The sequence below is a fragment of the Campylobacter sp. JMF_04 NA10 genome, assembly GCF_027737655.1.
Taxonomy (GTDB): domain Bacteria; phylum Campylobacterota; class Campylobacteria; order Campylobacterales; family Campylobacteraceae; genus Campylobacter_B.
This window is the reverse complement of the sequence record NZ_JAOVTZ010000002.1, coordinates 44673-59358: the sequence shown is the minus strand read 5'-3', so window position 1 is coordinate 59358 and position 14686 is coordinate 44673. Positions and strand designations below refer to the sequence as shown.

The 14686-nt window shown below is 39.4% G+C and carries 17 protein-coding genes and 1 pseudogene; 6 read left to right on the top strand and 12 right to left on the bottom strand.

Annotated features, from left to right (window positions below):
- Positions 1–129: 129 nt before the first annotated feature.
- The 4 genes and pseudogenes from OFO12_RS03235 to OFO12_RS03220 form a co-directional block, all read left to right on the top strand.
- Positions 130–364: pseudogene (locus tag OFO12_RS03235) on the top strand (IS1595 family transposase); the annotation flags it as partial.
- Between the two features lie 143 nt (positions 365–507).
- The gene (gene pta, locus OFO12_RS03230) at positions 508–1908 is read left to right on the top strand and encodes a phosphate acetyltransferase (protein WP_270869445.1); all 1401 of its coding nucleotides are present in this window, start codon (positions 508–510) and stop codon (positions 1906–1908) included.
- Entirely contained in the window at positions 1908–3104 is a 1197-nt protein-coding gene (locus OFO12_RS03225) for an acetate kinase (RefSeq protein ID WP_270869444.1), read from the top strand. Before pta ends, OFO12_RS03225 begins: the two co-directional genes overlap by 1 nt.
- 133 nt (positions 3105–3237) lie before the next feature.
- The gene (locus tag OFO12_RS03220; RefSeq protein ID WP_270869443.1) at positions 3238–3813 is read left to right on the top strand and encodes a metallophosphoesterase; all 576 of its coding nucleotides are present in this window, start codon (positions 3238–3240) and stop codon (positions 3811–3813) included.
- Positions 3814–4044: 231 nt separating this feature from the next.
- Here OFO12_RS03220 and hypA read toward each other — a convergent pair whose 3' ends face one another.
- The 12 genes from hypA to OFO12_RS03160 all read right to left on the bottom strand — a co-directional run bounded on the left by hypA (position 4045) and on the right by OFO12_RS03160 (position 12562).
- Positions 4045–4386, bottom strand: a complete 342-nt coding sequence (gene hypA, locus OFO12_RS03215) for a hydrogenase maturation nickel metallochaperone HypA (RefSeq protein ID WP_270869442.1) — start codon at positions 4384–4386, stop codon at positions 4045–4047.
- The gene (locus OFO12_RS03210; protein ID WP_270869441.1) at positions 4368–4928 is read right to left on the bottom strand and encodes a hypothetical protein; all 561 of its coding nucleotides are present in this window, start codon (positions 4926–4928) and stop codon (positions 4368–4370) included. The genes hypA and OFO12_RS03210 overlap by 19 nt, the downstream gene beginning before the upstream one ends.
- A 1-nt stretch (position 4929) precedes the next feature.
- Entirely contained in the window at positions 4930–5589 is a 660-nt protein-coding gene (locus OFO12_RS03205; protein WP_270869440.1) for a hypothetical protein, read from the bottom strand.
- A 106-nt stretch (positions 5590–5695) separates the two neighbouring features.
- On the bottom strand, positions 5696–6454 hold the full coding sequence (locus OFO12_RS03200) for a hypothetical protein (protein WP_270869439.1): 759 nt from the start codon (positions 6452–6454) through the stop codon (positions 5696–5698).
- A 57-nt stretch (positions 6455–6511) separates the two neighbouring features.
- Positions 6512–7516, bottom strand: coding sequence for a hydrogenase expression/formation protein HypE (gene hypE, locus OFO12_RS03195; RefSeq protein ID WP_270869438.1), 1005 nt, complete (start codon positions 7514–7516; stop codon positions 6512–6514).
- A gap of 35 nt (positions 7517–7551) precedes the next feature.
- A complete protein-coding gene (hypD, locus tag OFO12_RS03190; RefSeq protein ID WP_270869437.1) occupies positions 7552–8649 on the bottom strand; it encodes a hydrogenase formation protein HypD in 1098 nt (365 codons plus the stop codon).
- Positions 8650–8651: 2 nt separating this feature from the next.
- Positions 8652–9023 (bottom strand): MmcQ/YjbR family DNA-binding protein, encoded by a 372-nt coding sequence (locus OFO12_RS03185; RefSeq protein ID WP_270869436.1) that lies wholly within the window; start codon positions 9021–9023, stop codon positions 8652–8654.
- Positions 9024–9031: 8 nt separating this feature from the next.
- Complete coding sequence (locus OFO12_RS03180; protein ID WP_270869435.1) at positions 9032–9547, bottom strand: pyridoxamine 5'-phosphate oxidase family protein; 516 nt, start codon at positions 9545–9547, stop codon at positions 9032–9034.
- A gap of 3 nt (positions 9548–9550) precedes the next feature.
- Complete coding sequence (locus OFO12_RS03175; protein WP_270869434.1) at positions 9551–9832, bottom strand: HypC/HybG/HupF family hydrogenase formation chaperone; 282 nt, start codon at positions 9830–9832, stop codon at positions 9551–9553.
- Entirely contained in the window at positions 9832–10653 is an 822-nt protein-coding gene (hypB, locus tag OFO12_RS03170) for a hydrogenase nickel incorporation protein HypB (protein ID WP_270869433.1), read from the bottom strand. Before hypB ends, OFO12_RS03175 begins: the two co-directional genes overlap by 1 nt.
- A 10-nt stretch (positions 10654–10663) precedes the next feature.
- The gene (locus tag OFO12_RS03165) at positions 10664–11089 is read right to left on the bottom strand and encodes a hypothetical protein (RefSeq protein ID WP_270869432.1); all 426 of its coding nucleotides are present in this window, start codon (positions 11087–11089) and stop codon (positions 10664–10666) included.
- Positions 11090–11152: 63 nt separating this feature from the next.
- Positions 11153–12562, bottom strand: a complete 1410-nt coding sequence (locus OFO12_RS03160; protein WP_270869431.1) for an alanine/glycine:cation symporter family protein — start codon at positions 12560–12562, stop codon at positions 11153–11155.
- Between the two features lie 181 nt (positions 12563–12743).
- Here OFO12_RS03160 and OFO12_RS03155 point away from each other — a divergent pair, with 181 nt between their 5' ends.
- Together OFO12_RS03155 and OFO12_RS03150 are read left to right on the top strand one after the other, a co-directional pair.
- On the top strand, positions 12744–13700 hold the full coding sequence (locus OFO12_RS03155; protein ID WP_270869430.1) for an SLAC1 anion channel family protein: 957 nt from the start codon (positions 12744–12746) through the stop codon (positions 13698–13700).
- Between the two features lie 197 nt (positions 13701–13897).
- Complete coding sequence (locus OFO12_RS03150; RefSeq protein ID WP_270869429.1) at positions 13898–14665, top strand: hypothetical protein; 768 nt, start codon at positions 13898–13900, stop codon at positions 14663–14665.
- Positions 14666–14686: the final 21 nt, after the last annotated feature.

Below are 14686 nucleotides of genomic sequence, written 5' to 3'. Positions count from 1 at the left end.
GAGCTTTTGGTTACTATGACAACAATAAAACAGCAAATATATGAAAAATTCAAAAATGTTGGAAACTAAATTTAGAGAAATTTTGAAGTATTTTTGCTAAGATTTAGAGATAAATAAAATCTCTAAATTAGGATTAAACACTGCAAAAATGAATTTGCAAATAGTAAAAACCAAATCAATGAAATTGAGAGTTTCACAGCTTATACAAAGCATATATTAACTAAGATTCAAGGGTATAAAAAAGGATTTTTTCTATCTTTATCTTAAAGAAAGTGAATTTAGATACAATACAAAAATTAGTAAAGAAAATTTGTATAAAGTTTTGTTAAAAATAGTAAGAAAAAATCAAATTTGCCTTACTTGACCCTATAAAATTGCATAAATTTGTCCTTAAATAAAAAACAAAATGAAATTTTATTTCGCCCAAATTTGCCAAATTTAAAACAAAACCCAACTTTAATATGATAAAATGCAAGTGTTTTTTTAATTTTTTTATAAGGATTGCTTATGAACGCATTTTTTGTTTTAGGCGACGATGTGCGCGATGTCACAGCCAAATTTGACGGCGCTGTGGCGCTAAATATCGTCCCAGATGTGGCGAGCGAGAGCGAAATCATATCGCTTTTAGAAAAAGGCGAGATTGCACAAATCTCAAAAATGGCAATAGCCAATTTTGACGCAGTCTCAAAAAACGCAAAATGCGTAATCGTCTATGGCGCAAAAGGCTTCGATGAGGTGCTAAATTTCGGCCTTAGCAAGGATTTGGCTCTGCCTGTGGTGGGACTATATACGAGCGAGAGCAAGGCGAAAATCGCCGAGAATTTCGCCAAAAAATGTGGCGCACAAATTTTACGCTTCACCACAAAAGATGTCTGCGCTGATTGCCTAGGCGAGGCGCTAAAAGGCGCAAAATGCGAAATTCTAACCCCAGTGAGATTTGAGAGCACTCTTTATGCCAAAGCAGCGTCAAACAAAAAATCAGTCGTCTTACCAGAGGCCGATGACGAGAGGATTTTGCGTGCTAGCGAAATTTTGCTAAAAAGTGGCGCGGTAAATTTAGTCTTGCTTGGCGATGAAGCGCAAATCAAAGAAAAAGCTGGAAATTTAGGGCTGAATTTAGACGGCGTCAAAATCATAAACCCAGCAAACAACGAATTCTCTGATGAGTTTGCAAACACCCTTTACGAGCTTCGCAAAGCCAAAGGCATGGAGCTAGAAAAAGCGCAAAAACTAGTCAAAGACCGCACATTTTTCGGCACAATGTTAGTGTATAGCGGCAAAGCCGACGCTATGGTCAGTGGCGCTAGCACGACCACAGCCGAGACTATCCGCCCAGCACTACAAACAATCAAAACAATGCCAGGCGTTAGCACGGTTAGTGGCTCATTTATCATGTGCCTAGATAGCCAAATTGTGATTTTCGCAGACTGCGCCGTCGTGCCAAACCCAGACGCAAACGCCCTTGCAAGTATCGCGATTAGCTCGGCAAATACTGCGCGCGCATTTGGACTAGAACCTCGCGTAGCCATGCTAAGCTACTCTACCAAAGGAAGTGGCTCAGGCCCAAGCGTAGAAATCGTAGAAGAAGCCACCAAACTAGTTGGCGAACTAGCCCCTGATTTGGCAGTCGATGGACCATTGCAATTCGACGCAGCGTTCGATTCTACAACCGCAAGCAAAAAGGCCCCAGGCTCAGCGGTAGCTGGCAAGGCAAATGTCTTTGTTTTCCCAGATTTAAATGCAGGAAATATCGGCTACAAAGCAGTCCAACGCACATCTGGCGCAGTGGCAATCGGCCCAATCTTGCAAGGTCTTAAAAAACCAGTTAATGATTTAAGCAGGGGTTGCAAGGTCGAAGATATCGTAAATACAGTGCTTATTAGCGCAATTCAAGCAGGAGTAAATTAATGGAAATTTTAGTCATAAACTCAGGTAGCAGTTCAATCAAATTTAAATTCCAAGATATGGATAATAAAACTTGCCTTGCAAGTGGCGTCATCGAAGAGATTGGCTCAGAGCATTCAAAAGCCAAAATTGAGGCAGGCGAATTTGAAAAAGAGGTCAAAGAGCCGATTAAATCTCACGAAGAGGGCATTGAGATAATGTATCGCTTGCTAAAAGAAAGTGGCACGCTAAAAGACATCAACGATATCGAGGGTATCGGACACAGAATCGTCCAAGGCGCTGATTATTTCGACAAAGCAGCATTTGTCGATAACGATGTGCTAGCCAAAATCGAAGAACTTTGCCCGCTTGCTCCACTTCATAACCCAGCAGCAGTTGCTGGAATCAAATCATGTATGAGCGCGTCAAAAACCCCAAATGTGGCTGTTTTTGACACTACATTTCACCAAAGCATGCCGAAAGAAGCATATATGTATGCGCTTCCGTATGAATTCTACGAGAAAAACAAAGTCCGCAGATACGGCGCACACGGCACTTCTCACTGGTATGTATCACGCACAGCGGCTGAATTTTTAGGCGTGGATTATGATAAATTTAACTGCATTACGCTTCACCTTGGAAATGGTTCTAGTATCACCGCTATCAAAAATGGCAAATGCGTCGATACTTCAATGGGTATGACTCCACTCGAAGGCCTTATGATGGGCACTAGGTGTGGTTCGATAGATCCTGCGATTATCGCGTATATGGAGCGTGTGGCAGGTCATGGCGCACAAGAAATGGACGCGATAATGAACAAAAAAAGCGGACTTTTGGGCGTTTGTGGCACTAGCGATTTGCGCAAAGTCGAAGAAATGATGGAAGCAGGCGACGAAAAGGCAAAACTCGCCTATGATATGCTAGTCTATCAAATCGTCAAACTCGTAGGCGCATACTACGCAGTGCTTGGCAAAATCGACGCTATCGTCTTTACCGGCGGTATCGGAGAAAACGCAAATATCTTGCGCGAGAGAGTTTGCAAAAAGCTAGCGCATTTTGGTATCGCAATCGACAAGGCTGAAAACAATATCCGCAGGAAAATCAACCGCGATTTAAGCACGAGCGAGGCAAAAATCAAAACTCTAATTATCCCTACAAACGAAGAGTTAGCGATCGCCGAGCAAGTAGTCGAGGTGCTAAAAGCTAAAAATTTAGCCTAAATTCCGTAAATTTTAGGCGAGAAATCGCCTAAAATTTGCCTATTTTTCAAATTTTACGCTACAATACGCGCTTAAATTTTAAAATTTCACTTCCACACAAAATTTAAAATTTCACCGAATTTAAGGGTTTAAAATGAGTAAAATTTATTTTATCAGCGATTTGCATTTCGGACACGAAAACATTATGAAATACAGCCCAAAATACCGAAATTTTAAGAGCGTGGCCCAAATGGACGAGTATCTAATCGCCCTGTGGAACGACACTGTGAGCGATGATGACATCGTATATAATCTAGGCGATCTCTCATTTCACAAAGACAGCGCCAAAACAGCGCGTATTTTAGAGCGGCTAAACGGCTCTCATAGGCTGATTTTGGGCAATCACGACAAACAAATCATCGCAAATGCCGATTTGCAGGGCTATTTCGACGAAATTTGCGATTATAAATATTTCAAAGCCCCCGGCGTGAAAAAGGGGCTCGTGCTATTTCACTACCCGATTTTGGAGTGGAACGGCGCGCATTATGGCTCGGTGCATTTATACGGCCATGTGCATGACAAAACCCCGCCGCTAAAAGGGCGTGCGATTAATGTTTGCTATGATTATAACGGCAGATTTTTGGAATTTAAAGAAATTTTAAAAATGGCTGAGAAGCTGGATTTTAGTGGGTTTATACATAATACTAGCGATGATGAGAGCGAAGAGTAATGGGATTTTTAGCGTGGGTTTAGGTTTTGACATGGTTTGGAATACTGTGCCGAAATTTGACAAATTTTAAATTTGCGTGAATTTTCTAAATTCGGCGCAGAATTTAACTTCGCTCAAAATTCAAAGCTTCTTAAAATAAAACGCATCATCTTTTCGATAATCCAAAAATCACCATATTTGCCATCAATATAAATTTTGCAATTCTCAAATTCGTTTAAATCCATAATACACCTACTCAATCACAAGTTGCATTAGATACAAATCTTCGCCGTCGGTTACTTTTAAATTTCTACTTTCGCATTTTGGGCAGATGAAGTTGTTTTGCTCTAAAACGCCGTTGTATCCGCACTTTTCGCACTCTATAACGACATCTTGGATATGGATTTTCAGCTCGGCATTTTCGCAGACCGTGCCCTGCCTAAACACATCGTAGCAACTCTGCAAATAATGCGCTTCCACGCCACTAAGCCTGCCTACTTTGACTACGATTTCTTTGATTTCTCCGCCACCATTTGCGTTTAAATTTTTCTCGCAAAGCTCCACTAAGCTCTGCACTATCGACATTTCGTGCATATTATTCCTTTTTTTAAATTTTTAAAACCATAAAATACACAACTAATCGCATTTACAAGACAAAATACGCCAAAATAAAATGACGATTGTAAAAATCCAATAAATGTGTGTTGAAAGACAGAATTTATTAATATTTCTTTGTTTTTATAAAACACAGAAATCATTTTGCCAGTATAGGTCACTTCTGACATACCTTTACCAAGCATAAAAATACCAATAAGTAACAAAATACTTTTTGAAAAAAATCGAAAATTTTCAAAAATTTTATTAGCATAATCGGTTCGCATTAATATGCCAAACATACAAAATATTGTGATTACCCACGATACACTAGTAAAAAATGCTGTGAAATTCGGCATTGTGCTAAGACTTTGATAATATTCTATATTTGAAAAAAATTGTTTCATAAAATTTACAAATTTAAGCCCAGTTTCACCACTTCCAGCATCTTTTGGCAAAATAAACGGACAAATTATATTTATCACAAATACAAACGGGATAGAGTATCCATATATTATTTCTTTTATTTTTTTATTTTTCATTTTATTTTCCTACAAGATAAAATTTGTTCGTTTTTCTAATATTTGAAATTTCTAAATTTAATTTTTCTTTTAAAAAATTTTCAATTTTAAAAAAGTCATTTTTTCTCAATAAATAGCAATTTATAACCACATTTTTATTTGATATTATTACTAAATTAGAATATAAACATAGTTTATTATTTTTATTTAGTGCAAATATGATTTTAATCCAAAAAACTACAAATTCAGAAATTATCGCTAAAAATACTGCTACCAATATCGGAAAAATTTTGATAAACATTGGTAAATTTAAATTTTTTCCAATAACTGGGCGTATTGATTTTTCAACGCTTTTTATATCAGTAAGATTTATATAAATATCCTTTTTATCATCATAAATTTTATCATTGTAAAAGTATATTTTTTCTGGCTTTTTCAATTTTTTTATGAGATAAATTATCGCTTTGAAATGTTCAAAAATTACAAAGAAAAATAAAAATAAAAATTTTGGATTATGAAAATAACCAACCAATATTTCGCTCCCACTACTAGTTTGCCACAGTGGATTTAAAAATAAAAAAATATACACTAAAACACAATCCACAAATAGCAAAAGCCCAAAATTTCTAGTTATAACTTGAAAATTATTGTTAATAACAAAAAGTGGTTGTTTATTTTCCAAATTTATCCTTTTGTTTTTGCTGTTCGGTCAGTATCGCTTGATACTGAATTTTAAATTTTTCTCGCAAAGCTCCACTAAACTCTGCACTATCGACATTTCGTGCATATTATTTCCTATCAATAAATTGTTTTTGTATTTTTAAGTCTTGTTCTGAAATATCAAACCATACAGAAATTTTCTTTTCTGCATTATCTAAATTTTTATTGGCTTTGATTTTAAAATAACTTTTTAGCTCGTTGTAATCATCTTGACTGCTAAGTAAAAAATTAAAAAATAGTCCATTTTTGCTTTGAATAAAAATCATATCGTGTAAAATTTCAACATTTTTTCCAAAATGAAATATTATCTGGGGTAATATCAATATAAAAAATACTGAAATTGCAATTATTATTGTTTGTAACGGAGCCACAAAAAGCCCTAAAATAGGTAAAATTATAAAGAATACAACAACTGCTGATTTTGTCGCAAAATCATTTGGTGTTGGATAAAAAATAGGCAGTGAATAAGAGATTGTTTTTGTGATTTTTAAAATAGATTTTGGTTCAAATTCGGCAAAAATTTTATCATCAACTACCTTGATAATTTTGTCGTTATAAAAATAAATCACTGCATTTTTATAAAGTTTAGCTTCTGCTTTACGAAATAAAATTACAAAAGTAAAGCACATTGCCATTTGCATTGAATTGATTCTTCCGTCAAATAAAAAATCTTTTATTACAGCTAAACAAATTAAGCAAATTATCAAAATAATTGAATTTCTAATAACTTTTTCTGTGTTATCGACTATTATCAACGGATTTTCATCATAATTTCGCAAATTTGATTTTTTGACATTTGGTTTATTTTCTAAATTTTCGTTTTCCAAATTTATCCTTTTGTTTTTGCTGTTCGGTCAGTATCGCTTGATACTGAATTTTAAATTTCAGCAAATTCTAGGCAAAAGCTCACCCTTTGGAAGCTCCAAAAATCGCCCTGAGCCATACGCATTTTGGATTATCACCCTATTTTGTGATTTTGCCGTGCCTGTTACTTCGCCGATGATTTCGGCATTTTTATCAAATTTACGCAACACTTCCAAAGCTTTTGCTTCATCGCCGTTAGCAACGACTGCGACAAAAGTGCCTTCGTTTGCTAGTTCGTAAGGCTCGAAACCTAGCAACTCGCACACGCCCACGACTTCATCGCAAACTGCGATTTTTTCTTCAAAAACCAAAATTTCATTGCCCGAAATCTCGGCAAATTCGTTCAGCACAGCACTCAAACCCCCACGCGTGGCATCTCTCATGGCTCTTATTTTCACGCCACTTGCTAGTAGCTCCCCTACTACGCCATTTAGCGGTTTGCAGTCGCTTTTAAGCTCACTTTCAAGCGAAAGCTCATCTCTGGCTGCTAGTATCACAGCCCCGTGTCTGCCGACATCTCCGCTAAGCAAGATTTTATCGCCGATTTTGATATTTTTTGCTTTGATATTTGGTGCTAGAATTTGCCCTATTCCGCTTGTGTTTATGAAAATCTTGTCGCATTTGCCGTGCGGGACGACCTTGGTGTCGCCACAGACGATTTTTACGCCACACTGCTTGGCGGTTTCGGCAATGGAAGCTAAAATTCGCTCAAATTCGGCAAATTCTAGCCCTTCTTCGATGATGAAACCAACACTGATAAAAAGCGGTTTAGCTCCAACCATACAAAGGTCGTTTATCGTGCCACAAACTGCGATTTTACCGATGTCGCCACCGCTAAAAAATATCGGCGTAACGACATACGAATCAGTCGTAAAAGCTAACTCACCACCGAAATTTGGCAAAATCGCGCTGTCGTTGCACTCACGCAAAATTTCATTATCAAATGCCCTAAAAATCGTATCATTGATGAGTTTATTCATCTCTTCGCCACCGCCACCGTGGCTAAGCAAAATCGTTTTTTTCAAAATTTATCCTTATTTTGTAAAATTTTACGCAAAATTTATGAATTTCGTGCGTATTTGAAATACGCAGCACATGCGCCTTCACTACTAACCATGCACGAGCCTATCGGGTTTTGCGGGGTGCAGACCTTGCCAAAAACCTTGCAATCATAAGGTTTTGCCTTGCCACGCAGTATCTCGCCACAAATACACGCCCTATTTTCGCCCTTACTTTCTAAATTTTGCAAAATTTCAGCGAATTTCACTCTCGCGTCAAATTCGGCGAATTCGGCTTTTAGCTTCATACCGCTTTTTGGGATTTCGCCAAGCCCTCGCCACGAAAAATCGCAAATTTCAAAATATTTATCTATCAAATTTAACGCAGTTTTGTTGCCGTCAGCCTTAACCACGCGGTCGTATTCGTTATAGACTTCATGTGTGCCATTTTCAAACTGAGTTACCAAATTTAGCACGCCAGCCATTATGTCAAGTGGCTCAAATCCGCTTACAGCGATTGGTTTTTTGTATTTTGTAGCAATATTTTCGTAAATTTTGCTTCCTGTGATGACGCTGACATGGCTAGGTCCTAAAAATGCGTCGATTTTGGCTTCCTTGTCTTGCAAAATGGCTTCCACAGGGGCTGGGACGGTTACATGATTTATGTGAAAAAATAGATTTTTTAGCCCCAATTTTATCGCTTTATCAACCAAAACCGCACTCATCGGCGTGGTCGTCTCAAAGCCAATCGCAAAGAAAATGACATTTTTATCCGGGTTTTCTAGGGCGATTTTTATGGCATCGAGTGGGCTATAAAGTGCGCGTATGTCGGCTCCGTCCGCACGCAGTTTTTGCAGGCTCGTGGTGCTTCCGGGGACGCGTAGCATATCAGCCAAAGTGCAAAAAATCACACCGTCAAGCGAAGCAAGAGCAATTGCTTCATCAATGCGGGTTCTAGGCATTACGCACACAGGACAGCCCGGACCATGCACGAAATTTATATTCTCGCCAACCAAATTTGGCAGACCAAATTTCATAATGCTGTGCGTATGACCGCCACAAATTTCCATTATATTTATAGGTGTTTTACTAGCTTTTTTAATCGCTTCTGAAAGCCCTAAAATCAGCTTTTTATCTCTAAAATCTTTTATCAAATCCATTTTTACTTCTTTGTAAGTTTATAACTTTCTTCGATTAAATCGTATGTCGTCGCCTCGTCGCAAACGCCCAAAATTACGCTAATCCAATGCTTTTTGTTCATGTGATACGCTTCTATGATACTCTTGCCGTCGCGCAAAATTTCGCCCAAATTCGGCTCGATTTTCAAATTTAAAATATCAAGCGTTTTTTCGCTCATAAACGCGCCGGGTTCGACGCCCAGAGTTTTTACGCTCACGCCCTTCATCAGCACGGCAAACCATTTTTTGTTTTTTTCGTGGCGAAAAACGCAAAAGCCCGGCGCACTTTTCCACAAATACTCAGGCTTTGCGCGATACCTGCGCCAGATTTCTTGGATTAGTGCTTCTGCTTCCACCGCGCGCCTTATTTTAAAATTTTCGCTTTCGCTGTCATCTCGTAAATTTTAAATTCATAAATTTTAGTATGACTTAACGCACCCAAAGCCGCTGTCTCGAAAGCGTCCATAAATTTCGCGCAATATTTAGCGCTAAGAATTCGCAAAGCCTCTAATTTGGCGTTTTTGTCTGTGATTTCATAGGCTTTTGTTTTTGCGACCACGCTTTTGTATTCGGTCGTAAAAACCCTATTTCCAAGCTCTTTTGAATTATCTTTTATCGCTTCAAATTCGGCGTCGTTTAAATTTGGTACAGCGTTGAAACTGACGCAAACTATGCTCACATCGCGTCCGCCAGTGAAAAGTTCAGCTTTGCTTCCTTTTGTCGCACCGTGAATAAAAATGCTGTCATTTTCACGCACGATTGAAAGCGGGATTGAAAAAATTTCTCCATTATCCCTCACGCATGAAAACACGGCATATTCGGCATTATCGATTATTTCGTAAGCTTCGGATACGCTTAAAGCTCTATCGATTCTACGCAAAATTTAGCCTTTGAAATTCGCTAGCCCCATATCGCCCTCATCTGCCGAAATTTCGCCACTATTCATCTCTTCGGCGATTTGTTCGTAAATTTTCAGGCTCTCTAAGGCGACGGCTGTGTCGATTTTTTCCATCGCAAAACCCACATGAATAAGCACGAAATCCCCCACGCTAACTGGCTCAGAAATGAGATCCAAGCTCACTCCACGCCTAACGCCGAGCGTTTCGACGGTCGCAAAATTATTTTCATCTATTGAAATCACTTTTGACGGGATTGAAAGGCACATTATCTAAATTCCTTTTTAAATTCCAAAAATTTTAGCCACTTATCCACACCCTCGCCTGTTTTGCTATCAAGCGCAATAACACTTGCTTTTGGGTTTAGTTTTCGCACCTCTTTAACCACCTCTTCGACGCTAAAATCAAAATGCTCGATTAGCGAGTGTTTGGTTACCACGACCAAATCCGCTGCGCGAAACATTACAGGGTATTTTGCGACCTTGTCACTTCCCTCAGTTACGCTTAGAAGCACGACATTTGCGTGCGCGCCGACATCGTAGCTTGCAGGGCAGACGAGATTTCCGACATTTTCTATGAAAACCAAATCAAGCCCAGTGGTATCAAGGTGATGAAGTCCTTCATGCACCATAAATGCGTCTAAATGACATGCTTGGCCTGTGGTGATTTGATGAGCGCGCGCACCTGCTTGCAATACACGATCGGCGTCGCGGTTGGTTTCTAAATCGCCCTCGATTACGCCGATTTTAAATTTTCCGCTTTTGATAGTGGCTTCTAGTAGCGTTGTTTTGCCACTTCCTGGGCTACTCATTAAATTTACGCACAAAATCCCGTCCTCGTCAAAATGCTCTCTAATATGCGCCGCTTCGGCGTCATTTGCAGAGAGAATTTTTGTGATTACTTCAACGGTTTTTTTATCATTTAGCACAGGGTGTGCGTGGTCGCCGTGAATTTCGCCATGCTCGTGCTCGTGCGCATGCCCGTGAGAGTGAGCATGAGCGTGATTATGCTCGTGAGTGTGCGTAACGCCATCAGAGTGCGTGTGGCTGTGAGTGTGTCCTGCGATAGAACATCCGCAATCTTTACACATTTTTTATCCTTTAATTTGAGATTAAATATACAAGAAAAATTAAAACAAAAGCCCACACCACCGACCAAATAACAAATTTTTTCCAAAATTTATTGCTACTTTGCTCTTGGCTTGCGACTTTGTTTTGTGAGTTTTCGTAAAAATCTTTTGCCTTCATATCCGCGCTACTTAAAACAGCGCGCCTGACATCGACAAATTCGCCATTATAGCGCATTGCCCCGTCTGGTTCGATCCTGTAAGAATCTATTTTTTTAACGCTCCATAAAACTTTATTGGTTGCGCTTTGCATTTTGATTAGGGCTGAAATTTGCCCCTCGCTATCAAGGGCGTAAAATTTTAAAATTTTATCGTATGTAGCCTTGTCGATTTGCCCCAAATCTGCTAAATAATCTAATTTTTCTTTAATACTTTTTTGGTGAAAAGTATGTAAAAACATAAAAATTCCTAATCGTAAAATAACTTACGATTTTACCTAAATTTAATTATTTAACGCTGAAATTTAGCCTTTAATGTAATCGCTCGCGTTGTATGCCTTACCTGCGTCAAAATCCCGCAGTAAGCGCACTACAATGCCACTTAAAAGCAAAATCGCAATCAGGTTTGGAATCACCATAAGTCCATTAAAAAGATCGGCTAGCTCCCAAACAAGGTCGATTTTAAGCAGTGAGCCCATAAAAACAAAGCCAATAACCAAAAGCTGTAAAAATTTCACCCCTTTTGGTCCAAGCAGATAGCGAATATTTATCTCAGCGAAATAATACCAGCCCATAATCGTGGTAAATGCGAAAAACAAAAGACAAATCGCCACAAAGCTATATCCAAGCTCCCTGCCCAAAAAATTCGACGAAAACGCCTCTTGCACGAGTGCAATCCCGCTAAATACAGCCTTGCCATCAGCCCCAAACTCCACCACGCCCGAGGTCAGTATCACAAAAACCGTGATATTTAGCACGATAAATGTATCTATAAAAACGCTCATAATGCCTAGCATGGCTTGATCGACTGGGTGAGCGACATTGGCAGCGGCGTGAGCGTGAGGGGTAGAGCCCATACCAGCTTCGTTGCTAAATAGTCCGCGCGCCACGCCGTATCTCATAGCCATAGCGATACTCGCCCCCGTCGCACCGCCCCATGCAGCGCTTGGATCAAAAGCTGATTTGAAAATCAGCGAAATAGCGCCAGGAAGCTCGGAGATATTGGCGCAGATTATGCTAAATCCCACCAAAATGTATAAAATCGCCATAAGTGGGACGACCTTTTCGGCTACGCGCGCGATCGCCCTGACACCGCCGATAAAGATTATCGCGCAAACCACAGCCAAAATTTCGCCGATATAGACCTTGTCGATATTAAAAGCCTTGCTAAATCCGTCTGAAATGGCGTTTGCTTGCACCATATTTCCCATACAACCAAGCGCTAAGATTATCGCTACGGCAAAAATCACGGCTAAAATTTTACCAAATTTCCCACCAATACCGCGCGAAATATAAAACGCAGGACCGCCTATGATATGACCACTTTTATCCTTTGAGCGATAAATTTGAGCTAGACAGATTTCGGCGAAATTTGTCGCCATACCAAAAAACGCAGCCAACCACATCCAAAAAATCGCCCCAGGTCCGCCCATAATAAGCGCAGTCGAGGCTCCGACTAGATTGCCCGTGCCAACCTGCGCCGCAATCGCAGTCGAAATCGCCTGAAACGAGCTCATACCGTGTTTGCCCGCCTTTTTGCCATGGAGCGAAAAATCGCCCAAAAGTCTATTTCCGGCAAGCTTAAATTTTAAAATTTGAACGAATTTTAATCTGATTGTAAAATACACGCCAGTTCCGCAAAGAAGGGCTATGAGAAAGTATGGCCCCCAGATAAATGAGTTTATGTCGGTTATGATTTTGATAAAATTTTCCATTTTGTCCGCCTTGATCTGCCTCGAATTTGTTAAAAATCGATTATTTTACTTTTTTCGCGCTTAATAAAACTTAAAATTTTATAAATTTCAGTTTTAATTTATAATTGTAAGAATTTATGGCACCAAATTTTGCTAGAATTCGCGCCGTTTTTAAAAAAATTTGAAATTCATCGAGGCTAAAATGAATCTAAAAAATGAAAATATCTCCAAACTCTCAAATTTCCCGATTATGTTTTTTGCCGTTACAATGGGGCTTGGCGGGCTTAGTATCGCTTATCGCGCCATTAGTGAGGCGTATGGTGCGCCACATTTTATATTTGAAATTTTGCGATTTTTCGCCCTTGGTGTGTTTGCGCTAATTTCGGCGTTTTACACGGCAAAAATCATCAAATTTCCACGCGCTGTGCAGTCAGAATTTACCCACCCAATCAAGCTAAGTTTTTTTGCCACATTTTCGATTAGCCTACTTTTACTAGCCATCGCATTTAACGATATTAGCGCACTTCATAGCGCATTTTACGGCGTAGCGATGATATTTCATGCGTTTTTGACGCTTTATATCATTTCGTTTTGGATACAAAAAAACATGCTCATCACCCACTCCAATCCAGCGTGGTTTATCCCGATCGTAGGCAATCTCATCGTAGTCATCGCCGCGAGCGAAAAGGGCGAATATCTGTGGTATTTTTTTAGCATTGGAATTTTCTTTTGGATTGTGCTTTTTAGCATTGTTTTTTACCGCATTATTTTTCACGACCAGCTCGCACAAAAATTCGTCCCAACGCTTTTTATAATGATTGCGCCACCGTCTGTGGCGTTTCTGGGCTATATCAACATCGGCGGCGAGTTTGATATGCTCGCTAAAATTTTGATAAATTTGGTGCTATTTTTCACGCTTTTGATATTTTTCATGGCAAAAAGCTTTTTTGGGCTTAAATTTTTCCTATCATGGTGGGCTTTCACTTTCCCGACAGCTGCTGGGTGCATTGCCTTTATGAAGGCGTATTTTTTAAGCGCGGAAGTGTGGTTTGCAAGGCTCGGGCTTGGTATGTTTGCGCTTTTGTGCGTTTTGATAGCAGTCGTGGGATACCACACTATAAAGGGGCTAATTAACGGCGAAATCTGCGTGCAGGAGTGAAATTTAGCGTAAATTTCGCCAGATTTATTGTTTAAGAAAATTACTTACAAAATGCACATTATCAACCTTAAAATTTGGTAAAAGTAAATTTATAAACTTACAAATTTTCTTAAAATCAACTTACAAATTCGCTATTTTTATTGACTTTTAAGAATTAATATTATATTATAACGCCAAATTTTCACAAGGAGCAACCTATGGCAGTAGATGTTATAAAAGTCGAGCAAATGGTCAAAGACGCTGAATTTTTAGAAAATATCAGAGGCAGAGAAAGTTATAGAAAAGCTCTAAAACTCTTAGGAATTGCTAAAAATTATAGCCTTTTGGATAGCGAGAAATGGGAATCGCTCCATAATAGCGTGCAAACAATGGCTTCGCTCTTGGGCCTAACAAGGACAGAAATTAACGAGGTCTATACCCCTAAACAGCAGGTTTTAGCCGGCCACACTATGAAAATCATAGAGCTACTCAAAAAGGAAAAAACCCCGCTTCAAATCACAAAAATTTTGCAAGAGCGAGGCGTGGAGGTGGCTTACTCTCAGGTTAGTCATTTCATATCAGAGACAAGGCTAAATCAATTTTCCGCGCCATCGACTAGGGACAGGCTCGCCAAATACAAGGACGAAATCCAAGCCAAACTCGAAAACGGCGATAGCTACTACTCGATCGGTGGCGATTTAGCAGAGGCATACCCCGAGCTTAGCGAGCTTACATATTCGCAGATTAGCAACTTTATCAAAAGCGAGTTTGGCGAAAAATACCTAGCCGAAATAAAGGCGAAATTCGCAGGTCCGACAAGCGAAGAGTTGCTAAGCCCATACAAAGATGAAATTCGCAAAATGCTAGCTAGCGGCGACCAGCTCACAGATATCCGTGCCAAACTAAAAGAATTAAAGCCAGAGCTAGGGAATATTTCGTATTCTCAGCTTAACTACTTTATCGCGACGAAACTCTCACAAGGCTGAGAGCCTGCGATAAGGGCGTGA